The sequence below is a fragment of the Chryseobacterium luteum genome, from assembly GCF_000737785.1.
In the GTDB taxonomy this organism is placed as follows: domain Bacteria; phylum Bacteroidota; class Bacteroidia; order Flavobacteriales; family Weeksellaceae; genus Chryseobacterium; species Chryseobacterium luteum.
The window spans coordinates 289,880-313,055 of sequence record NZ_JPRO01000004.1; the positions used below are offsets into that span (position 1 = coordinate 289,880).

17 protein-coding genes are annotated in these 23,176 nt (G+C 38.1%); 9 read left to right on the forward strand and 8 right to left on the reverse strand.

The window, feature by feature from the left end; genetic code table 11:
- Positions 1-3,036 carry an AAA family ATPase gene (locus IX38_RS08165; protein ID WP_034703652.1) on the forward strand — a complete coding sequence of 1,012 codons (3,036 nt, stop codon included), beginning with the start codon at positions 1-3 and terminating at the stop codon, positions 3,034-3,036.
- Between the two features lie 50 nt (positions 3,037-3,086).
- Here IX38_RS08165 and IX38_RS08170 read toward each other — a convergent pair whose 3' ends face one another.
- Entirely contained in the window at positions 3,087-4,112 is a 1,026-nt protein-coding gene (locus tag IX38_RS08170; RefSeq protein ID WP_034703654.1) for an LLM class flavin-dependent oxidoreductase, read from the reverse strand.
- A gap of 108 nt (positions 4,113-4,220) precedes the next feature.
- Here IX38_RS08170 and IX38_RS08175 point away from each other — a divergent pair, with 108 nt between their 5' ends.
- Positions 4,221-5,027: a hypothetical protein gene (locus IX38_RS08175; protein WP_034703656.1), complete on the forward strand. Its 807-nt coding sequence runs from the start codon at positions 4,221-4,223 to the stop codon at positions 5,025-5,027.
- Positions 5,028-5,086: 59 nt separating this feature from the next.
- Here the strand turns inward: IX38_RS08175 and IX38_RS08180 are convergent, their stop codons facing one another.
- On the reverse strand, positions 5,087-7,228 hold the full coding sequence (locus IX38_RS08180) for a S9 family peptidase (RefSeq protein WP_034703658.1): 2,142 nt from the start codon (positions 7,226-7,228) through the stop codon (positions 5,087-5,089).
- A 581-nt stretch (positions 7,229-7,809) separates the two neighbouring features.
- Here IX38_RS08180 and IX38_RS08185 point away from each other — a divergent pair.
- From IX38_RS08185 to IX38_RS08195, 3 genes are all read left to right on the forward strand, one after another.
- Positions 7,810-8,322: a YceI family protein gene (locus IX38_RS08185; protein WP_034703660.1), complete on the forward strand. Its 513-nt coding sequence runs from the start codon at positions 7,810-7,812 to the stop codon at positions 8,320-8,322.
- 107 nt (positions 8,323-8,429) lie between these two features.
- Positions 8,430-9,257: a 4,5-DOPA-extradiol-dioxygenase gene (ygiD, locus tag IX38_RS08190; RefSeq protein ID WP_034703662.1), complete on the forward strand. Its 828-nt coding sequence runs from the start codon at positions 8,430-8,432 to the stop codon at positions 9,255-9,257.
- A 57-nt stretch (positions 9,258-9,314) separates the two neighbouring features.
- The gene (locus IX38_RS08195) at positions 9,315-10,484 is read left to right on the forward strand and encodes a peptidase associated/transthyretin-like domain-containing protein (RefSeq protein WP_034703663.1); all 1,170 of its coding nucleotides are present in this window, start codon (positions 9,315-9,317) and stop codon (positions 10,482-10,484) included.
- Between the two features lie 109 nt (positions 10,485-10,593).
- On the opposite strand, the gene IX38_RS08200 is transcribed toward IX38_RS08195, so the two are convergent.
- The 3 genes from IX38_RS08200 to hutH form a co-directional block, all read right to left on the reverse strand.
- Positions 10,594-12,087, reverse strand: coding sequence for a S8 family peptidase (locus IX38_RS08200; protein ID WP_034703665.1), 1,494 nt, complete (start codon positions 12,085-12,087; stop codon positions 10,594-10,596).
- 116 nt (positions 12,088-12,203) lie between these two features.
- Positions 12,204-12,650, reverse strand: coding sequence for a GNAT family N-acetyltransferase (locus tag IX38_RS08205; protein WP_034703667.1), 447 nt, complete (start codon positions 12,648-12,650; stop codon positions 12,204-12,206).
- A gap of 139 nt (positions 12,651-12,789) precedes the next feature.
- Positions 12,790-14,280, reverse strand: a complete 1,491-nt coding sequence (hutH, locus tag IX38_RS08210) for a histidine ammonia-lyase (protein WP_034703668.1) — start codon at positions 14,278-14,280, stop codon at positions 12,790-12,792.
- A 136-nt stretch (positions 14,281-14,416) separates the two neighbouring features.
- Between hutH and IX38_RS08215 the strand changes: the two genes are divergently transcribed.
- Complete coding sequence (locus IX38_RS08215) at positions 14,417-15,178, forward strand: hypothetical protein (RefSeq protein ID WP_034703669.1); 762 nt, start codon at positions 14,417-14,419, stop codon at positions 15,176-15,178.
- An 87-nt stretch (positions 15,179-15,265) separates the two neighbouring features.
- The gene (uvrC, locus tag IX38_RS08220; protein WP_034703670.1) at positions 15,266-17,059 is read left to right on the forward strand and encodes an excinuclease ABC subunit UvrC; all 1,794 of its coding nucleotides are present in this window, start codon (positions 15,266-15,268) and stop codon (positions 17,057-17,059) included.
- 53 nt (positions 17,060-17,112) lie between these two features.
- Here the strand turns inward: uvrC and IX38_RS08225 are convergent, their stop codons facing one another.
- Genes IX38_RS08225 through IX38_RS08235 form a run of 3 tightly spaced genes read right to left on the reverse strand, consistent with a single transcriptional unit; the run spans position 17,113 to position 19,875 of the window.
- Positions 17,113-17,868: a hypothetical protein gene (locus IX38_RS08225; RefSeq protein ID WP_034703718.1), complete on the reverse strand. Its 756-nt coding sequence runs from the start codon at positions 17,866-17,868 to the stop codon at positions 17,113-17,115.
- A 22-nt stretch (positions 17,869-17,890) separates the two neighbouring features.
- Complete coding sequence (locus IX38_RS08230) at positions 17,891-18,970, reverse strand: putative type IX sorting system protein PorV2 (RefSeq protein WP_449384746.1); 1,080 nt, start codon at positions 18,968-18,970, stop codon at positions 17,891-17,893.
- Between the two features lie 17 nt (positions 18,971-18,987).
- Entirely contained in the window at positions 18,988-19,875 is an 888-nt protein-coding gene (locus tag IX38_RS08235; protein ID WP_034703673.1) for a DMT family transporter, read from the reverse strand.
- A 258-nt stretch (positions 19,876-20,133) separates the two neighbouring features.
- Here IX38_RS08235 and IX38_RS08240 point away from each other — a divergent pair, with 258 nt between their 5' ends.
- Entirely contained in the window at positions 20,134-20,661 is a 528-nt protein-coding gene (locus IX38_RS08240) for a GNAT family N-acetyltransferase (protein WP_034703674.1), read from the forward strand.
- A gap of 300 nt (positions 20,662-20,961) precedes the next feature.
- Positions 20,962-22,590 carry an acyl-CoA carboxylase subunit beta gene (locus IX38_RS08245; protein ID WP_034703677.1) on the forward strand — a complete coding sequence of 543 codons (1,629 nt, stop codon included), beginning with the start codon at positions 20,962-20,964 and terminating at the stop codon, positions 22,588-22,590.
- Positions 22,591-23,176 lie beyond the last annotated feature (586 nt).

Consider the following 23,176-nt stretch of genomic DNA (forward strand, 5'->3'; position numbering starts at 1 on the left):
ATGATACCTGTTCAATTAACGATCGAAGGTTTATATTCCTACCAGGAGCGCCAGACCATAGATTTTAAAAATCTTACCGATGCGGGATTATTTGGTATTTTCGGTGCTGTAGGTTCCGGAAAATCATCAATACTTGAGGCTATTTCGTTTGCCCTGTATGGTGAGACGGAACGTTTGAATATGCGTGACAAAAGGGCTTATAACATGATGAATTTAAAGTCAAGCAGTTCTTATATCGAGTTTGATTTTATCAATTATGAAAATAAACTGTTCCGGGCAACCAGAGATTTCAGGCGAAATTCGAAAAAATTTGAAGATGTAAAACCTTATTCGGTTACATTTTATGAGTATATTGGTGGAAAATGGATTCCACTGGATCATTCCAATGCGGAAACTATTATTGGGCTGAGTTATTCGTATTTCAAACGGACCATTATTATTCCGCAGGGACAGTTTAAAGAATTTCTGGAATTGGGCGCTGCAGAACGAACGAATATGATGAAGGATATCTTTAATCTTCAGCGTTATGATCTTCAGAATAATGCTTCTGCTTTGTACGGGAAAAACAGATCTGAACTGGATCAGCTTGAAGGTCAACTGAAAGGTTTTGAAGAAATCAATGAAGAAAATATTCAGCTTCAGAAAGAATTTCTGGTGGAGGATCAGAAAAAGTTCGATGATTCCAATAAAAGGTTTGAAGAGATTTCAACAGCCTATCAACAGCTGAAAAATTTAAAAACAGATTTTGAAAGTTTAAAACAAAACAGAGAAAACTTTAATAAGCTTTCCGAACGCAAACCTCAAATGGATGCTTTGGAGGTGAAAACAGAGCTTTATGACCGCGTATTTCGGGTATTCAATCCTTTAATTGCTGAAAGAAATAAGCTTTCCAAAGAAATGGAAGCCAAACAGGATGAAAAGGAGCAGCAGATTAAAATTTTGCAGGAAACAGAAAAGGATTTTAAAGCAATTACAGAACAGCTCAGTTTGCTTGAACCCCAGTTTAAAGCATTGGAACAGTCAAGAGCTCAGGAAAACGACCTGAATCTCATAGTCAAAATTCTGACGTTCTCCAATGAAATCAAAGCACTGAAGGACAGGACGCAAAAAGGTTCGGAAAAATTAAAAGAAGTAGAAGAAAACAGAAACAGTATTCAGAAAAAGATTGATACGTTTTCCAAAGATGCGGATATTCTGAAGGAACAGAAGCTGGATTCAGCCTTACTTTCAGCTGTTGGAAACTGGTTTATTCAACAGAAAAACTTCAAAAAATCACAACTGGAGCAGATCAATAAGATCGAAAACCAACAGAAACAGATCCGAGCAATTTCTGAGGAACTGAAGCATTTTTCTTTTCACGAAAATTTTAAGGAAGATTTCAGAAGTAAAAAGGAAGCACTGGAAAAAAAGAAAAAGGAGCTTTCTCAAAAACAGGATCACCTAAAAATCCAAAAGGAATTATCGCGTTTTGCCAGTGAACTCCATGACGGTGAAGCTTGCCCGCTTTGTGGCTCTCCGGAACATCCGCATATCGTGGAAATTCAGGACGTCCATACTGAGCTGCAGGACATCCAGGAGAATATTCATGCTGCGGAACAGGAGATCTTAAAAAATCAGACACAGGAAACTGAAATTGAAAAAATCTTAGCCCGAAAAAAGATATTTGAAGAGCAGCTGGCCAATGAGCAGAAAGCATTGCTTGAGATTCAGAAAGATATTGACCATCACATTCAGCATTTTGTCTGGAAATCATTCAGCCCGGATCATGAAGATGAATTTGAGAAAAAACGCTCGGATTCTTTTGCCATCGAAAAGAAGATCGAGGAAAACAGCCGGCATATTACTTTGGAAAGGGAAAATCTGGAAAGGGAAAGTAAAACCTTAGAAAAATACAGAAGCGCCCTGGAAACTTTCAGACTGGAAGAAGCAGCCAAACAGGAGCAGATCAATATCAGCCGTTCCAATCTGAAGACGCTGGACTGGAGCAGCTATGAGCAAAAAACAGTAGCAGAGGTTGAAGACGCTTATCACAAACTATTCCAGTTCAATACGGAAACCGAACAGAATTACAAGAAGGCATCAGAACAGGAAAAAGCACTTGCTCCTAAACTGGCGGAACAAAGAACACTTGTCAGTCAATCTGAAAAACAGATAACGGAGCTTGTAAAAGAAATATCGGAAAATAAAGAAACGATCACTTTAGCGCTCACTGAACAGAATTTTGCAGATTTTAAAGAAACTGAACATATTTTACAACAGGAAATCAATATCCAGGAAGCCAGAGCTGAAATTCAAAAATTTAAAATTGATTATGAAACTTTAAGGAAGGTCATTGAAAGTCTGGAATTAAAGCTGAAAGGGCTTTCCTTCGATGATGAGCAGTTTTCTCTGGCTGAAAAACAGTTCACTGAAGCACAGGCTGATTTGAAACAGATGAATGATGCTGTTGTAAAAATCAGGTCCGAAATTGAAAGACTGGAAAAGGAGTTCCGGAAGAAAGAAGATCTGCTGAAGAATCTTGCCGGCCTTCAAAAGCGTTCTGAGAATTTAAAGCTGATGATGAACCTGTTTAAAGGAGCCGGCTTTGTACAATATGTTTCCTCTATTTATTTAAGACAGTTGTGTGATCACGCGAATGTACGTTTCCACAGAATGACAAGGAACCAACTGAGTCTTCAATTGAATGAAAGTAATGATTTTGAGATCATTGATTATTTGAATGAAGGCAGAAGCAGAAGCGTAAAAACCCTTTCCGGCGGACAGGCATTCCAGGTTTCATTGAGTCTGGCTCTTGCTTTGGCGGAAAGTGTTCAGGCCAATGCGAAAGCTGATAAGAATTTCTTTTTTATAGATGAAGGCTTTGGAACCCAGGATACGGAATCGGTAAATATTGTTTTTGAAACTCTGACGAATCTGATGAAAGAAAACAGAATCGTAGGGATTATCTCCCATGTCGAAGAGCTTAAAGAAAAGATTCCGACGGCTCTCAACATTGTGAAAGATGAGGAAAGAGGAAGCCTGATTGAAATTGTATAAACTTTAAAGACCATAAAAAACCTCTGCCGAATAACAGCAGAGGTTTCATATTATAAATCCTGAATAGCCGGTTTTACTTTTTCACCGAACAATTCAATGGATTTCATCATGATATCGTGAGCAGGATCACCAACATCCATATGCCCAATAAATCTTGTGATGCCAAAAATCTCTTTCATGTAAGCAATTTTACCAGCAACTTCTTCCGGATTTCCAATAAATAAAGCACCTTCTCTTGCTCTTCCTCCGTCATACTGCATTTTCGTGTAAGGAGCCCAGCCTCTGGTTGCCCCGATCCTGTCCATCTGGGATTTATAGTTATTGAAATATCCGTCTACAACAGCCTTGTCATCGCTTACAAAAGTGTGCGAATGAATAGCGATCTGCATTTTAGATACATCATGACCCGCTTTTTGATATTCCTGTTTGTAAAATTCCACCAGGTTTTTAAACTGTGCCGGCATTCCTCCGATGATAGCTACCACTAAAGGCATACCTAATTTTGCAGCACTTAAAACGGATTGCGGAGTTCCACCCACAGCTCTCCAGATAGACAGTTTACCGTTATTTTTTGCTCTCGGATAAACGGTCTGATTCTGCATTGGTGCGCGGAGTTTTCCTGACCAGGTTACATTTTCTTCTGAATTGATCTTTAGCAGCAATTCCAATTTTTCGTCAAAAAGCTCTTCATAATCGTTTAATGAGTAACCGTAAAGTGGAAATGACTCGATAAAGCTTCCCCTTCCAACGAATATTTCGGCTCTCCCGTCCGATATCAGGTCTAAGGTTGAAAAGTCTTCATATACTTTCACAGGTTCTGAAGAACTTAAAACGGTAACCCCACTTGCCAGCTTTATATTTTTAGTGATACTTGCCGCTGCGGCCAGCACCATTTCCGGTGACGAAACCGCATAATCGGGACGGTGATGTTCTCCCATGGCAAAAACATCAATTCCTACCTCATCCATTAATTTTACCTGATCCAGTATTTCACGGATCTTTACACCCGCATCTCTATATTTTCCGGTAGCCTGATCAACAGCCAGGTCACCAAACATTCCTATTCCTAATTCCATATTTTCATATTTTAGATCAACAAAATTACGAATCAAAAAGATCAAAAACATTGATGTTTGATAAGAACGGATTTTACTTATATTTGGGACCTCCATATAATTTATACAATGAAACATACCATAACCGCTTTCTTACTTCTGCTGACGACCTTCTTTTTTTCACAAAGCAAAACCGAAATCTACGTCATTGGCAATATCCATGACAGTGTACCCAATTATCATCCTAAAATTCTCTTCGATATACTTGATAAAGTAAAGCCGGATATCATTCTTCATGAGGTGGACACTCAGGGAATGAAAGACTATGAAAACGGTATTAAGATTACAGAAAACGAGATCAAGGCAAGCAATGATTATCGAAAAAAATACCCGAAAACATTAAGGTTTCCTTTTGATTTTGAAGGCAGGAATCAATACAGGAAAGACAAAGGAATGGTTCCTACGGATAATTTATCGGTGAAACTGATTGACAGTCTGTATAAAGCAAAAAAATTAGCCCCTTCAGAAGTGAAAATCTATGAAAGCTTTACCAATATTACCAAAGACCTGATGAAGATTGCAGAATTATCCCCGGAAAATTTTAATAATGCCACCACCGATCAGATTTCTGAAAAAAGGCAGAATGCCCAATATTCCGAACTTTTAAAGATCATTGAAGCAAGGCCTGAATTTGCGAAAAGATTTGTCGTAAAGCCTGACGGTAAAAAAATAAGCTACAGAGACGGATTTAAATTAATGTCCGGATTCTGGGATCTCCGAAACCAGACCATGGCTAAAAACATTTACAAGATTGCAGAAGCCTATCCCGGTAAAAAAATTGTTGTCCTTACAGGTTTTCTCCACAGGTATTATATTTTAAAAGAGCTGAAAAGAATCAATAACGGCACTTATGTGATCAAAGAATTCTATGATTAACAGTTTAAAAAAATTCAATGTTAGAATAAAAAATCCAGCCTTTCGGCTGGATTTTGCTGTTATTTCTTCAGATATTGGTCAAAGTAGTCCGTCACTTTCTGCATCAGGTGAACCCTGTCCTTCCCGATCACATTGTGGGGATGTCCGGGGTATACAAAATAGTCTAGCTGAACTCCGTTGTCTACCGCAGATTTGATAAATTTAATGGAATGCTGCCATACCACTACATCATCCTGAGCCCCGTGGATCATCAGCAGTTTTCCTTTTAAGTTCTGAACTTTATCCAGAAGATTAGCCGCAGCATATCCCAGAGGGTTCTCCTCTGGTGTATCCATATATCTTTCACCGTACATGATTTCGTACATTTTCCAGTCGATTACCGGACCTCCGGCAACACCCACTTTAAATACATCCGGTTTACGAAGCATGAAGCTTGTCGTCATAAACCCGCCGAAACTCCATCCATGGATTCCCATTCTCTGGGCATCTACATAAGGAAGGGATTTTAAATAATCCACTCCTTTCATCTGGTCATTCATCTCTGTTGTTCCCAGGTTTCTGAAAACGGCCTGCTCAAACTTCATTCCACGGTTGGCAGAACCTCTTCCGTCCATTGTGAAAATAATGTACCCGTTCTGAGCCATGTATTCGTACCAAAGGTTTCCGGATGCCGGGAATGTATTGGTCACCAGCTGAAGATGCGGTCCATTATACAGATAAACGATAACCGGATATTTTTTGCCCGCGTCAAAGTCTGTTGGAAGAATGATTTTTCCGTAAAGCGGTGTTCCGTCATCAGCTTTTAATTCTACATTTTTAATTTCAGGTCTCTGATAATTTTTCAATGTATTTTCAGCGGTAAGAATATTGGTTGATTTAGCAGTGTTAGTATTGATAATATTCACGGACCTTGGCGTGCCTGCATTGGTGTAGGTATCATAAAGATAATTACCATCGCTGCTTAAAATCCCTGTGTGCACCCCTGATGCATCATCCATTCGCTGCATTTTAAAGTTCGTCCAGTTGATCTTATACAGATGTTTTTCAAGAGGAGTTTCTTTGGTAGAAGTGAAATAGATTTCCTTTTTCTTTTCATTAAACCCTAAAATATCCGTTACCAGCCAGTCTCCTTTCGTGATTTGGGCAACCAATCCTTTTTCAAGACTGTAGTGGAACAAGTGATTGTATCCTGTTCTCTGGCTCTGCCAGATAAAATCTGTGTTGGAATTCGGGAAGAAGGTTAGCGGATGCTGAGGCTCCACATATTTATCACTGGCTTCCTCAAATAAAGTTTTCACCAGGTTTCCTGTTGCAGCATCGTACTGGTTCATTTTTACATGATTCTGCCCGCGGTTCAGAACGCCTACAAAAATATATTTTGAATCAGGGCTCCAGGTAACGGCCGTTAAATACTGATCTTTTTCGCCTTCAATGTTCAGGAAAGTAGTCGACTGATTTTTGACATTGTAAACTCCCAAAGTGACTTCATGGGATTTCTGCCCGGCCATCGGGTATTTGATGTTGTGGTTTACAGCCGGGGTTACAGACCAGTCAATAACGGGATAATCTGCCACCATGGTCTGATCCATTCTGTAGAACGCTACAGCTTCTGAATTGGGAGCAGGGAAAATTCCCGTATCAATTCCGAATTCATTTCTGTGAACGGTTGCCCCTCCGTTGATGATATTTTCATCTGAATCGTTGGTTACAGCAACTGTTTTACCATTTTTGCTGACATATAAATTATTCTTTACAGTAAAGGCAAAAGTCTGGTTATCTCCGAACATTTTCATATTGGAAGCTTCTCCATCCAATGCAACAGACGTTTTTATTTTCCAGTCGTTTCCGGATTTTTCGATCCAGAACATTTTATTGTTCGCATTGAAATAACCGTTTGAGCCGCTGATGAATTTAATCTGCGGAACAGCTTTCAGTTTAGCATCAGAAAATGATTTGTTCAGCTGGGTCAAAGACACAAGGGTATCCTGCTTATTGGTTTTAAGATCAGTCATCAGATACCCGCCTTTTACAGCCTGGATATATGATTTACTGTCAGCAGACCACGAAAACTGGGAGATATTTTTCACCGCAAGATTCGTTCTCAGTCCGTTTACTGCTTCCGCCATTGTGAATTTCTGGGTCTGGGCCAATACAGAACTCCCCAAAACCACCATCAATAAAGAAAATTTATATAATTTCATTGTATAAAATTGAATCCTTCAAAAATAAGAAATAAAAATCATCCGTTAATAAATGTTAAATTAAAACATTCGTAAAACAGGATTAATGTATTGATAAAAATAAATTCTTAACTTAATGGAAAGTTTTTAAGTGAATGGTGAATTGTCAATAGTGAATTTTATGCGCATCAATAATTGATCATTAACTTGCGAAGCAAAATTGATTATTCACATGAAATCCCAAAATGAATGGTGAATCGTCAATAGTGAATTTTATGCGCATCAATAATTGACCATTAACTGGCGAAGCAAATTGACTATTCACATGAAATTCAAAATGAATGGTGAGTTGTCAATAGTGAATTTTATGCGCATCAATAATTGACCATTAACCTGCGAAGCAAAATTGACTATTCACATGAAATCCCAAAATGAATGGTGAATCGTCAATAGTGAATTTTATGCGCATCAATAATTGACCATTAACTGGCGAAGCAAATTGACTATTCACTTATAAAATCATTTCTTATCCTAAATCAATGACTCGTATACATTCTCTACACTAAATTTGCAGTATTAATAACAAACAAAAATACAATACAATGGCAACAAAATGGAACCTAGACCCAACGCATAGTGAAATTACTTTCAAAGTAAAACACATGATGATTTCTAACATTAAAGGAAACTTCAGAACTTTCGATGCTGAAATTGAATCCGAAGACGATACTTTCACCAATGCTAAAACATCTGCTACGATTCAGACTGACTCTGTATTCACGAATAACACAGACAGAGACAACCACTTAAAGTCCGGTGAATTTTTCAATACAGAGGAATATCCTACAATTACATTTGAATCCCAGGCTTTAAATGATCAAGTAACAGGAAACCTTACTGTAAACGGCATTACAAAACCTGTCACGCTAGATGTTGACTTCGGTGGGATCAACGTTGACCCTTGGGGAAATACGAAAGCGGGCTTCTCTTTTGAAGGAAAGATCAACAGAAAAGATTTCGGACTGAACTGGAACGCAGCTCTTGAAGCCGGAGGTGTGATGGTAAGCGACGAAGTAAAAGTAGCCGGAGAATTACAGTTTGTAAAGCAGGCATAATACAAAAATGAATTTGGGAAGAATACCCGAAAACATCTACACTATTATAACATATAAAGGTTCAGGGATTTCTAAAAGCCTTGGACCTTTTTAATGACCTTCTATTTATGAACCTTAACGATTTACAGAACATCAGCGACAATTTTGGGAACACCCAAAGAATGCCCGTTTTATTTCTCGGGCACGGTTCACCCATGAATGCTATTGAAGAGAACCAATTTGTACAGGGATTCAGAAAGGCAGCACAGGAAATTCCTAAGCCTAATGCTATCCTGTGTATTTCCGCCCACTGGTATACGCAGGGAACTTTTGTCACTGCGATGGATATTCCCAGGACGATCCATGATTTCGGTGGTTTTCCGAAAGCTTTGTTTGATGTACAGTATCCTGCTCCCGGAAGCCCGGAACTGGCAAGAGAAACCGCCGGACTTTTGGCTCCTTTTCCGGTAGAAGAAGACCACAACTGGGGACTTGACCACGGCGCATGGTCGGTAATCAGGCATATGTATCCTGCTGCTGACATTCCTGTGATCCAGCTTAGCATAGATTATACAAAACCTCCGCAATATCATTTTGACCTGGCCAAAAGGCTGAATAAGCTCCGTGAAAAAGGAATTCTGATCATCGGAAGCGGAAATATTGTGCATAATCTCCGCCTGATCGACTGGAAAAATATAGATACGGTAGGTGCCGGCTGGGACTGGGCTGTGGAAGCAAGAGAAAAAACAAATAACTGGCTCCTGGACGGAAGTTTCCAGAATATTATAGACTATCAGAAACAGGGAACATTTCTGCAGTATGCTGTTCCTACACCGGATCATTATCTTCCGTTGATCTATACATTAGGCTTAAAAGATCGGGCAGAAAACCTTTCTTTATTTAATGATGAATTGATTGGCGGTTCTTTAAGCATGACCAGTGTCCGGATAGGATAATCTATATTGCTTGTTGTTCTTTTTTTATCACTAAAAATTTAGTAATATTGTTTTACCATGAAAAAAACGATTATACTATTTTTATTTATACTTCCTTTTTATATTGTAACGGCTCAGGTTATTAAAGGACATGTGGTAAACGACTTCGGCAGTCAGATCCCGGGTGTGAATATTTACATTGACGGAACCAAAACAGCAACGGTTTCAAAGGAAGACGGAAGTTTCAGTCTTAGTACCACTTCAGGAAATCTTGGAAGTGTCATTTTCCAGAAGGACGAGTATGAAACTTTTGCTACAGCTGTTTCGGAGGTAGTGAATAAAACCCTCAAAGTAGTTTTAACTAAAACCAACACCATTGAGGAAATCAGGCTGGTTCCTTATACTCCGGAAGCATACAGGAATTATATTAATTATTTTCTCGACACTTTCATCGGCAGCGACCGTGACAACGTAAGGATCAAAAACCAAAAATCGTTGAAGTTTTCCTACGACAAAAAGAATAAATTCCTGAAAGTAAAAGCACCGAATACTTTAATCATTGAAAATAAAAACCTGGGCTATGAGATCCAGTACAATCTTATCAGCTATTCTTCGGATTTCAATGCCCACATTGTTAATTATACCGGAACAAGTTTTTTTAAGGAAACAAAGAATTCCGACAAGATAAAACTCAACCGGATGAATGCGTATGACGGAAGCTCGCTGCATTTTTTCAGAAGCATTTACGGGAATACCATTTCCGAGGAAAAGTTTATTGTCAATCACGTCGTAAAAATTCCCAATCCCCAATATCCTACGGAAGAAGAACTGAAACTCCTTGCCGATTTTAAGCCTATTTTGATAAGTTCATCAGTGGTAAAAGTTCCTGAAAATATCCGTGACATTTCACAGCGAAAAAACAGTCAGAAACCGTATACGCTGGCCATTGTAAAAACACTGATTCCCGACTCTGAATATGTGACAAGAAAAGATGGGAAGGTCTTTTTCAGTTTTAAGGATATGCTCCAGGTGAATTATCAGAAATATTTCTACGAACTTGAGGGAAAGAAATTTATTAAGAGTACGATTCCCATAGTACTGTCCTCTTTTCTGCATCCTGAAGGTGAAGTATTTGAGGTATCAAAAGAAGGGAACATCACCGACCCGGACCAGCTCATCAGCGAAGGTGATTTTTCAAAGAATAAAATTGAAAACATGCTTCCCCTTGATTATCAGCCAGGAGACTGAGATATTCCCTCATTAGAAAAAGAAAGGCAGATGCCGGAAGACGGAAGCTTTTATTAAGAGTATCCATAACTTCCGGTCTCTATCTTTCATTAAACTCATAGTAACAATTCTACTGTACAGCTGCCAGAACATTAATGTTGCCGTAGCCATAGTTTGAATTCACCGTTGGGTAGTAGGTGGCAGACTGTCTCATTTTATTCAGTACCTGCTCTCTTGTCCATGAAGGATTTTTAGCCCATACAAGAGCAGCAATTCCAGCTGTAGCAGCCGTTGCAACAGATGATCCTCCAACATAATCAGCCTGGTTGTTGTAATAGCTCAGAACAGGAACCGTATTTCCATTGGCTCTTTCCATCTGGAAGGTAAAGTCGATCTGGCTCCCTGAGTGGCAGACATCACATTTCTGGTTGGAAGTTCCTTCTTTTACACCAGTTACAGCCTGTGTTTCAGGCATGCTTGCAGGGAAAATAACACCTACGAAATTGGTAAAACTGGTAGAAGTTCCACCTGCGCAGAAGATGAGTTTTCCTTTAGAATAAGCGTATTTCACACCATCTTCGATCTTTCCTACCGAGAAAATATGTCCCATCGACATGGAAATGATCTTCACACTGGTAGTATTGGCCAGGGCTGTAAAGGCTGTTTTCACTCCGTTTTGTTCGCTGGAAGTTTCCAGCACTACATTGGAGGCGGCCCGGTAAGTGATAAGATTTGCATTGTACGCAACTCCTACAGGAAGCCCTGCATTATTTTTCGGAGCGGCCATTACGGAAGCCATTTTCGTCCCGTGCCCGCATTGATCTGCCGGACCGTCTGTAGTGGATCCGTTGACGTATGACCCAAATTTGCTGATTGTTCTTCCGGAAGAAGCTCCGGTATTAAAACTGCTTCCAAGCAAAGTCTGCTCCGGTGAAACTCCTGTATCAATAAGTCCTATGGTAACTCCTGCCCCAGTGCTGTAGTTCCATGCATTTGGAATATTGTGTTTCGTAAATGCCCACGGCACCCTGGCGTTGGGAGCGGTGGTGGTATAATCTGCCGCATTTAAAGCAGTAGATTCAAATCCGCATCCTGATGAGGAACTGCTGGATTTTGCGTTGGGATTAAGGCTGTTTTCTATTTCAAAATAATGATAATCCCCCGGCTCTACATAACGGATGGTTTTCATCTTTCTTAACGCTGTGATAGTTTCCTTTTTTTCTATAACAACGTCCATCTGGTTAAGGTACTGATCTGAAGAGATCAAAAACCTGGTCTGCTCTACCCCTTCATATTGCCGGATCAGTCCTGCAATTTCAGCTTCCATTGTTTTGCTGTCTGCAGAAAGACTTCTGTCGAAATCATCCTTTGAAGACCCGAATCCGATGGATACCATTCTGTTTCCTCTGAAAACCGCACTCCAAAGCAAATGATCTGAAGCGTTTTTCCAGTTAAAAGTTCCGGTGTTTTTAATTGTGCTGTTAATTTCTGCATTGATCTGCTTCCCGGTCAAAGGATCTTTCTGAACAGTTTCAATAGCGGGGTTTTCATTTTGAAGTTCATCTCCGGTACATGAATTCAAAACAAAAAAGAGTGCCAGTAGGTAAAATACACTTTTTTTCATAGTACTATTTTTATGGTTTGGAACCACAATATAACACTTTAAAGTGATTTACAAGCTTAGAAAAAGTGAATTTAGTATTACTCGAATATGAATTATTTCCTTTACTTTTTTAAAAATTATAGTATTTTTTCATAGCAAACACTATTGTCAATACCTATATACTGGCCGTAGTTGGGAATTCTTCTGTAACCGGATTTTTCATAGAACGCAATAGCTTCCGGCTGCCTGATTCCTGTTTCCAGAATACATCGCCTATATCCATCTTCTCTTGCCCAGATTTCCAGTTCATTTAATATTTTCGAGGCGACTCCCTTTCCTCTTCTTGCTGTATCTGTGTACATTCTTTTTATTTCTGCCGTATCCTCAGAAAAAGGTTTGAAAGCACCACAGCCAGCGGCAACATCTTCCGAATAAGCTACCACACAGTTTTTCAGCATATCAATTGAATTGAACTGGTGATAAAATTCATGATCTTCCCCATCACGTACAGCAAGATCGGCGTCAAGCAGCCTGACTAAATTTTGGAAATCTGTGCTGGAGGAATCGGTCCTGGTTGTAGTCATTATTTATTGATTTAAAAATTTAATACAATTTAAACATTTAAAAATAAGGCTTAATTAAAAAGCTTCCCCGGTGAGAGGAAGCTTGGGATTTATTGTTTAATGCAGCGATTTTAACGACTACTCCTGACAATTATTTTTATTAAACTTCAACGTTAAATTTCCTCTCGTTGATCAGGTCTGCAATTGCCAGCATATCTTTTCCTATCAGTCTGTCGTCTTCCAGCTTTTTAACTTTAGAGCGGATCAATGCAAAATTTTCTTCGATGATCTTCGAACATTTGGCAGGTCTTCTGAATTCCAATCCCTGTGCTGCAAACATCAGTTCTACAGATAAAATATTCACCAGATTTCCCAGAACCTGATTGAATTTTCTACCGGAAATGCTTCCCATAGAAACATGGTCTTCTTGCCCTAAACTTGTTGGGATAGAGTCTGCCGATGCCGGGAAACACAATGTTTTATTTTCCGTCACCAAAGCCGCCGAAGTATATTGCGGAATCATAAATCCTGAATTCAGTCCTGAGCTTTCCGTCAATAATCTGGGAAGTCCGTATTTTCCTTCTAATAATAAATAGCTTCTTCTGTCGGAAATATTTCCCAGTTCAGCCACCGCAAGTGTAGCATAATCCAATGGAAGTGCCATCAGCTGTCCGTGGAAATTTCCTCCGGAAATAGATTCTTCAGCACTTAGAATAATCGGGTTATCCGTTACAGAATTCAGTTCTGTTTCAGCCATCAGTTTAAGATGCTCAAAAGCATTTCTGCTGGCACCGTGCACCTGAGGAACGCATCTCATGGAATAAGGATCCTGAACCCGTTCACAGTCTTCGTGAGCCTTCATATTTTCGGAACCTTTTAAAAATTTAAGCATTCTTGCCGCTACTTTTTTGCTTCCCTCGAAAGGTCTGATATCATGAAGTTCTTTTTTGAAGGGACTTTCAGAGCCTCTGTAAGCTTCAATACTCATTGCTGCAGTCATATCCGCCAGGTTCAACAAGTATTCAAATTTTTCCAAACCTTTAATGGCATGAGCCAGAATAAACTGGGTTCCGTTGATCAGTCCCAAACCTTCTTTCGGCCCTAAAACCAATGGATCAAGATCATGCCTGTCCAATACTTCCAGGGCTTCAAAAATCTGGTCTCCTTCCCAAACCTGTCCCAACCCGAGCAATGGAAGCACAAGATGAGCAAGAGGAGCCAAATCTCCGGAGGCCCCTACAGAGCCCTGTTCAGGTACTACGGGAATGATATCTTTTTCAAGCATCAGGATCAGCCTTTCGATCACCTCCAGGGAAACCCCGGAAAATCCTTTGGACAGTGCATGCACTTTCGCAATCATCATAATCTTGGAAAACTCCTTATCAATAGGTTTTCCTACACCTACGGCATGGGAAATAATAAGGTTGTACTGCAGCTGGGCCGTTTCATCAGCTGATATTTTAGTATCGCAGAGAGGTCCGAAACCTGTATTGATACCATAGACACATCTATCGGACTCTACTATTTTCTGAACGTTTTTCTGAGATTTTAAGATCTGTTCTTTGGCTGCTTTATTAAGTTTGGCTTTATTGGGTTTTTTACAGATTTCCAGGACATCATGGAAAGTGAAAACATCTACACCGTATATCATTTCTAAAAATTTCCTTAAAATTACACATTTAGCAATAATTGTAAAAGCTAAATTTCATTGTCTTATATTTTTCTGATAATAAGTAAATTAATTTGCTATTTTTACTGCTGAAATTAAAAATAATTATCAATAATTTATGAAACTTAAAACTTTACTTATTACATTATGTCTTGCAGGTACAGCCACTTTCGCCCAGAAAGTAAAATATTCCAGGGAAAACATTAAAAAAATGGAAACTTATCTTTTCAACGAGGGCTTTAATAGTCCATCTGCGAAGAAAACATCAACTATTATTTTAAAAGACGGAACAACCCATAAAGGTTTCTGCGGCAAGATCGAAACAAAAAAAGGACAGATCTATGAAGTTGCTTTGAAAGACAGCATCACCAAAAAAAATGAAGTATTCAATGCTGATCAGATCAACGAAATGTATGTATACCCTACCAATGCGGAAAAAATTGCAAAAGTTGGGAAATATATGGGCAACATCAGAAACTTCGGTACTAAAAAGCTTACCAAGAATACAGACGGTGGCAGAATACATTTTGTTAACCAGACTGTTTCCCTGAAAAATAAAAAAGATGACAAGGAATTCCTGATGCAGCTGATCAATCCTGAATTCAGTGATATTATTTCTGTATATCACGATCCCAGAGCTAAAGAAACAGCCGGTTTTTCTATGATGGGCTCTCCTCAGCTTGGCGGCGGCGTTATCAAATCTTATTATGTAAAGAAAGGTGATAAGGTAATGTGGCTTCACAAGGATGATTTTGAAGATAACTATGATTTTCTTTTTGGTGACAATCAGGAATTCATGAAAAAATATCCTAAAAATTCTGTTGAATGGGATTATTTCAGCTTCCTGATCAATGAATACACGGCAATGACCAACGGATAAAATAGATAATCATATGACTAAAACTGCAGAAAATTCTGCAGTTTTTTTGTTCTTTTAAATCCCGGATGGATTCCGTAATTTTGTTATATGAATCCTTCTTTAGAATTACAGCTTAAAACTTTACCATCAGAACCAGGCGTTTATCGTTATTATGATAAAAACGACCAATTGCTGTATGTAGGAAAGGCCAAACATTTAAAGAAAAGGGTTCTCTCCTACTTCAACAAAAACCTTCCCGGCTACCGTACCAAAATAATGGTGGGAAAAATCGTCCGTCTGGAGACAACTATTGTCAACAGTGAATATGATGCTCTTTTACTTGAAAATAACCTGATCAAGGAGCATCGTCCTTTTTACAATGTCTTATTGAAGGATGATAAAACATATCCATGGATCTGTATTAAAAATGAAAGCTTTCCGAGGATATTCCTGACCAGAAATGTAATCAAAGACGGATCCGAATATTATGGGCCTTATGCTAAAGTGCGTCCTGCAAAGATTTTGCTGGATACCATTAAGCATATTTACAAGCTAAGAACGTGTAACCTTAATCTTTCGCCTCAAAAAATAGCAGAAGGGAAATACAAAGTATGTCTGGAATATCACATTAAAAACTGTGAAGGTCCCTGCGAAGATCTGGAAAGCAAAGAGGATTATGATGAAAAGATCGATGCCATCCGCGGAATTATCAAAGGGGATTTCCGGAAGGCAAAAGAGTATCTGGTGAATCAGATGATGAAAATGGCTTCCAGTCTTAAGTTTGAAGAAGCGCAGATCATCAAGGAAAGACTGGACATCCTGGAAGATTATCAGGCTAAAAATACCGTTGTGAACCCCAATATTGATGATGTTGATGTTTTCGGAATGACCAGCGATGAAACGGCCGCTTATGTGAATTATTTCAAGATCAGAAACGGAAATATCATTCAGAGTTTTACCACAGAGATCAAAAAAATCCTGGAAGAGACGGATGAAGATATTATGGAGGAGGCTCTGATAGAGATCCGCCAGAAGTTCGGCTCTGATTCTAAAGAAGTATTGCTACCGTTCCACCTTTCTGTGGAAATTCCGAATGTAAAACTAATTGTTCCAAAAGTCGGCGACAAAAAAAGGATTGTAGAACTTTCGGAGAAAAATGCAAAAGAATACCGTTTAGAAAAATTAAAGCAGGTACAGATCGTAGATCCGGAAAGGCATACGAACAGAATCATGGCTGAAATGCAGAAATTGTTAAGAATGCCCGTAGAACCAAGACATATTGAAGGTTTTGACAACTCCAATATCCAGGGAACGAATCCTGTTTCTGCATGTGTGGTTTTTAAAGATGGCAAACCGAGCAAAGCTGATTACAGAATTTTTCACCCAAAAACAGTAGAAGGAGCCAATGACTTTGCCACAATGGAAGAAGTCATCTACCGCCGTTATAAAAGATTGATGGATGAAGGTGAAAATCTTCCGCAGCTCATTCTGATAGATGGAGGAAAAGGACAGCTCTCTTCTGCAGTAAAAAGTTTAAAATTATTGGGTCTCTATGGCAAAATAACGATTGTAGGAATCGCGAAAAGACTTGAGGAGATTTTCTTTCCTGAAGATTCTATTCCTTTATATCTTGATAAGAAATCGGAAACCTTAAAGATCCTGCAAAGGGTTCGTGATGAAGCCCACCGTTTCGGAGTAAAGCACCACAGGACGAGAAGAAAGAACTCTACCATCAAATCGGAACTGGAAGAAATTCCCGGTGTGGGAGAAAAAACGATTGAGCTGCTGCTTTCGAAACTGAAATCTGTTAAGCGGATCAAGGAATCGAGCATGGAAACTCTGGAAGAGATTCTTGGGAAAAGTAAAGCGAAGGTTATCTGGGAGTTTTTCAACAGTCAATAGAAAATAAAAAATCCTTAATTCATTCTTACGTCTGAATTAAGGATCATATGTTTTTATTGTGTCGAAAACACTTCTTTAGTAAATTCACCATTAGATTGCGGAATATCGATCACAATATTTCCATTTTCAAAATATCCGATCGTATAACTTCCGTCTGAAAGTTTTACTCTGAATACATCTTTTTTTGAAGAAGTTTTAAAAACAGCGAATGGCACAGAGCTCCCACTGTCTGCCAGAATAAATTGATTGGTATCCACCTGTATTTTCTGAAGGTTAATTTTACCGTTGGTATATTTCCCGGATTTATTTTCTGTAATAGGCTCAGAAGAAGATTCATTATTATTTTTAACAGGCTGTATATTTGGACTCTCAGCTTTCGTAATCTGAAGATTTTCTACAGGTTTTGAAGCTGGAAGTGATACCAGAGAAAGCCTAAGAGCATCCTGATAACCTTCTTCATATTCTTTAATGTTTGAACTTCCTTTTGATGAAAATACTACATTCCCTTTACAGTCCTTAAACTCAAGCTCAACTTTATTTCTTAGAAAACCGCTTTTATTAAGTATATTACCCATTGCAAAGCTGCAAGAATTTTTTTCAATCTCCAAAGGCCACTGGTCTTTACCTTCCTGAATAACTGTGTATCCTTTTGATTTTAAAGCCTTTGCTAAAGAATTATCAAGACCATATGATTCTTTCTCGAAATCTTTCAAGGTTTGAGGAATAGAAATATATTTATAATCAGAAACTTTCTGTCCAAAAACAGCAGTTACCGCCAACATAAATGTGAATACCGAAATCTTTTTCATTGCTTTTAAATTAATTTCAAAGTTAATCATTTCTGAACGCTCCCATATCCAATTTAAGAGAGAAAAAATTAGAATAGAAATTAGATCCTCCGATTCCTGAATTGGTAATCGCATAATCCAGTGTAAGTCCTCTGTATCTTATCCCAAGGCCAGCACTCGGCTGGAAAGAAACTTTTCTTTTTAAATCTTCAATATCTGTAATGGATTGAAACCTGTTGATCCCAAGTCTTACAAAGATCATTTTCTGGTACCCCAGCTCAGCACCTGCATAAGGTGTTATACTTGCAAAATCCGTTGATATCAAAGCTGCTGTTTTAGCAAAATCTACATTGATTCCGGCTTCCGGCAATACATACACGCTGCTGTTGATATTGAATATTTTACTTGCCCCCACATTCAGCTTAGGCATGGTAAGTTCCATCTTATCTTTTGGTGCAGGGTTAAATTCTTCGCCATTTACCACAGTTGAAAGTTCTCCCTGATTAATACTCCAAAAGTTTACTGTAGTGGTTGCATCACGCAGCATACCCCCGAATTTCCATCCGTTGTCAGCTTTATAAATAGCTCCGATATCAAAACCAAAACCGTAACCACTGGCAAATTTCCCTACGTTTCTGTAAACAATTTTAGCATTTATCCCTACATCCAGTTTAGGATTACCTGCCGGATTGAAGGCATAGGAAAGAATAGCAGCATAATCAGACTGGGAAAATTTTGTGATTTTATCATAATCTATATTACCTTCAGCATCAATCATCTGTGTAGTATTCAGGATATTGTCTACCCCAAGTCTTACGATTGAAACCCCAAATACTCCTTCTTCCAGTACTTTTGCGTACGCCAGATAATCATACTTCGCAATAGATTCAAAATATTCTGCATGCATTGCCGCTCCCTGCCAGTCTTTTTCAATAGCCATTAAACCCGCCGGGTTCCACATAGGTGAATACACATCATCCTGGTTGGAAATTACAGCTCCTCCCATGGCCAGCCCTCTTGCCCCAGCTCCGATATTTAAAAATTCATTGGAGTATTTTCTTATAATCTGAGATTGAGACAGCCCAAACAGCAGTGAAAATGCAAGTAAAAGATATTTTTTCATCATATAAAATTTGATGCTTAGTTAAAGTTTTTTTGTTTTTTTGTTTTTCTGGCTTTCATTAATCCGTTAACAATAATAGCCAATATCATAACGCCTGAAGCTACATAAAATATAGGACTCATTTCTTCTGATTCCCCAAAGATAAAAAAAGCTAGTATAATTCCGTAGACAGGTTCTAAATTAACTGTTAAAATTAAAGTAAAAGGCGAAATATATTTCATCAGCTTCACCGATTCCAGCATAGGAAAAGCTGTAAAAACACTTGCCAGTAAGCATATTAACGCCAGATCTCTATAGTTTATTTCACTCATTTGAAAAATCTGCCCCGTAAACATATAAAATACTGCGAGAACAAACCATCCACAAAAAATTTCATAGAATATAATATTGCCTGAACTGGTTTTTCCAAACATTTTACCATTAAAAACAGAAAAAACAGTTCCGAACACCGCACACAGAATCCCATATATGATACCTTCTTTGAAATGAAATTCAGTCTTAAAGATTAGTAGTATACAGGCGACTATCACCACACCCATCACAACTTCCGATACATCAATCTTTCTTTTAAAGATAACAGGTTCCAATATGGAAGCGAACAAAGTAGAAAGAGACAGACAGCTTAATGCTATTGAAACATTCGAAACTTTAATAGAATAAAAAAAGCAGTACCAGTGAAGCGCCATGGCACAACCAATCCCAGCCAGCTGAAAAAATATTTTCCAGGATACTTTAATGCTCTCTTTTTTATAAATCCTGATGAATGCAAAAAGAAATATAGCCGCAAACAACATCCTGTAAAACACAAGAATCTGAGCATTGGCATGAATCAGTTTTCCCAAAATTGCAGTAAACCCCCACAAAAAAACAATCAAATGCAACCTGAAAAGTGCTAATTTTTGCATATCCTAACTTCTGTAAATTTTTAACAGGCAAATTTACAAATAGGCTTTTACAAATCTCATAAAAAATATAAATTTTACTTTAATAAAAAAATAATTAATGCATGTTCATCTTATTTTTCCTGAATAATTTATCACAATCAGCTAAAAATAGAAAATATGGATCTTATAAAAACTTGATGTCAAACAAGCGGAGTTGTTATTTCATGATGTAATGGATATAGATTACCTTCCTATTAAAAAAAATCATAGATTTGAGTAATGACCTTAAATAAAGACATCAGGATTAAAACAGACCGACTCTTATTACAACCTGTAGAAGAATTGCATGTTGATGATATCAATACCTATTTCACTGCAGAAATTACAAGATATATGCCTTTCAACCCGGAAGGAGACAGAAATGATATTCTAAGTTTCGTGGAAGAATCAAAAAAGTCGCTTTCAAACAATACCGACCTGGTAATGGTTGCGATTGACTCTACAAACAACTTCATGGGTTGCTGTGGTATCCATAATATAACAGAAGAATCGGTAGAACTGGGCTTATGGTTGAAAAAGAGCGCACAGGGTATGGGCTTGGGAACAGAAATAATAATGGCCCTTATCCAATTTTTAGAAACTAATTTTATTTTTAAATATATCATCTATCCCGTTGATCAGGAAAATATAACCAGTAGGAAAATACCGGAAAAATTAGGTTTTATACCTTATAAAAAATACCGGAAAAATAAAAACCGATCATCATTTCTCGATATTATTGAATACAGGAAATATTACTCAGATTAGTTTTTTATGATTGTCTTCCATTTCTAATGATGCAAGCACAAAAAAACCCTGAAAATCTGTTCAACTTTCAGGGCCTTCAAATAATAAACTATTAAAAAAATAAACTAGGAATAGAGTATTTACAGGAAACATTGTCCCTTTTACTCTGAAGTAAAGTTAGAAAAAATATCAGTAATTTAAAAATATTTTTTTGTTAAAAATTTCACAAATTTCTGAAAACCAATATATTAAACACTTGTTTTACTTCATCCCCTATTCATTATAAAAATAGTATCTTTAGCCGTAAAAAATTTAAATTTTATGGACCTTGAATTTAATAAACGGGAAGATCAAAATAGATTAAAATTATCTGATATCAATCGATTGCTGGCTGAAATAAAAAAAGGGGGCGGTGAAAAGAGGCTTCAAAAGCTTCGCGACGAAGGAAAAATGACAGCAAGAGAAAGAATTGAATATCTTCTCGATAAAGGTTCAGATTCTATAGAAATAGGCGCATTTGCAGGCTATGAAATGTATGAAGAGCATGGAGGATGTCCTGGTGGCGGCGTTGTAGTCGTAATGGGCTATGTTTCCGGGAGACAGTGTATCGTGGTTGCTAATGATGCCTCTGTAAAAGCAGGCGCCTGGTTTCCTATCACTGGAAAGAAAAACCTGAGGGCTCAGGAAATTTCAATGGAAAATAAGCTTCCAATCATCTATCTGGTAGATTCTGCGGGTGTTTACCTTCCTATGCAGGATGAGATTTTTCCTGATAAAGAACATTTTGGACGGATTTTCCGGAATAATGCCAAAATGAGCTCTATGGGAATTATCCAGATCTCTGCGGTTATGGGAAGCTGTGTGGCTGGAGGCGCCTACCTTCCCATCATGAGTGATGAGGCTATGATTGTTGAGAAAACAGGCTCCATTTTTCTTGCCGGAAGTTATCTTGTAAAAGCAGCTATCGGAGAAAGTATTGATAATGAGACTCTGGGAGGAGCTACTACACACTGCTCAATTTCAGGCGTTACGGATTATAAGGCTAAAGATGATAAAGATGCCTTAAACAGGATCAAAAACATCATGAAATCTCTCGGAAGCACTGAAAAAGCGGGGTTCGACAGAATAGAAAGTTTTCCTCCAAAGGAAAGCCCTGATAACATCTTTGGAATTGTTCCTTCTTCCAGAACAGAACAGTACGATACCTCCGAGATCATTAAATGCTTGGTTGACAACTCAGAATATGAAGAATATAAGGCTGATTATGGAAAAACCATCATCTGTGCCACAGCCAGAATTGACGGCTGGTCCGTAGGAATTGTAGCTAACCAGAGAAAGCTTGTAAAAAGTGGTAAAGGTGAAATGCAGTTTGGTGGTGTTATTTATTCGGATTCTGCTGATAAAGCGACAAGGTTTATCGCCAACTGCAATCAGAGAAAAATTCCTCTAATATTCCTTCAGGATGTTACAGGATTTATGGTAGGTTCAAAATCCGAGCATGGAGGCATTATTAAAGATGGCGCCAAAATGGTGAATGCCGTTTCAAATTCTGTGGTTCCAAAATTCACGATTATTACAGGAAATTCTTATGGAGCTGGAAACTATGCAATGTGCGGTAAGGCTTACGATCCCAGATTAATTGTGGCATGGCCTTGGGCAGATCTTGCTGTAATGGGCGGATCACAGGCGGCTAAAGTTTTGGTGCAAATTCAGGAATCCACTTTGAAAAAGCAGGGTAAGGAAATCTCTGAAGAAGAGCATAATGAAATTTTAAATACTATTACAAAAAGGTACCAGAAGCAGACAGAATCTACCTATGCTGCAGCAAGACTCTGGACAGATGCCATTATCAATCCCACGGATACAAGAAAATGGATTTCTATGGGTATTGAAGCTGCTAATCATGCTCCTATTACTGAGAAGTTCAATTTGGGGGTTATTCAGGTTTAATGAAAACTTTATTATAAAATTCAAAATCGTCTCATTAGGGACGATTTTTTTATTTCTATTTAATCATTACTCCTTAATATTCTGGAAGATTTAGAATCTCTATAGCAAAAGACAACTATTGAGAAAAGACAAGCTTGAACCAAGCCTAAATGCATTACCGCAAAGCCAGACAAAGAATAATAAATAGTTCAGTAACATTCTCTTGCTTATTGAAGAAAAATAGTTTTTACGGTAAGCAATTAATGATAGTTAGGAATGGTTATAGATAGAACAGCAGTTTTTGATCTTCAAAATGAATATCCATATTTTGTGTTGAACTAAGTTTGGGCTATGGAGATCTTAAACTGGTGGAATATCTCTCGCAGATCAGGCAGATAGAGCAGATTTTTTAATTTCATGTATATTAATAAGTTTGGGCTAAAGCCTTTGCTTACTCTATACATTGGAGGACGGGCTTTAGACCGTCCCTATTGAAGATAGGATAATCCCTGGTCAGTAGTGAAGATCTGTCCGCCCCCTATTCCCTATTCCCTATTCCCTATTCCCTATTCCCTATTCCCTATTCCCTATTCCCTATTCCCTATTC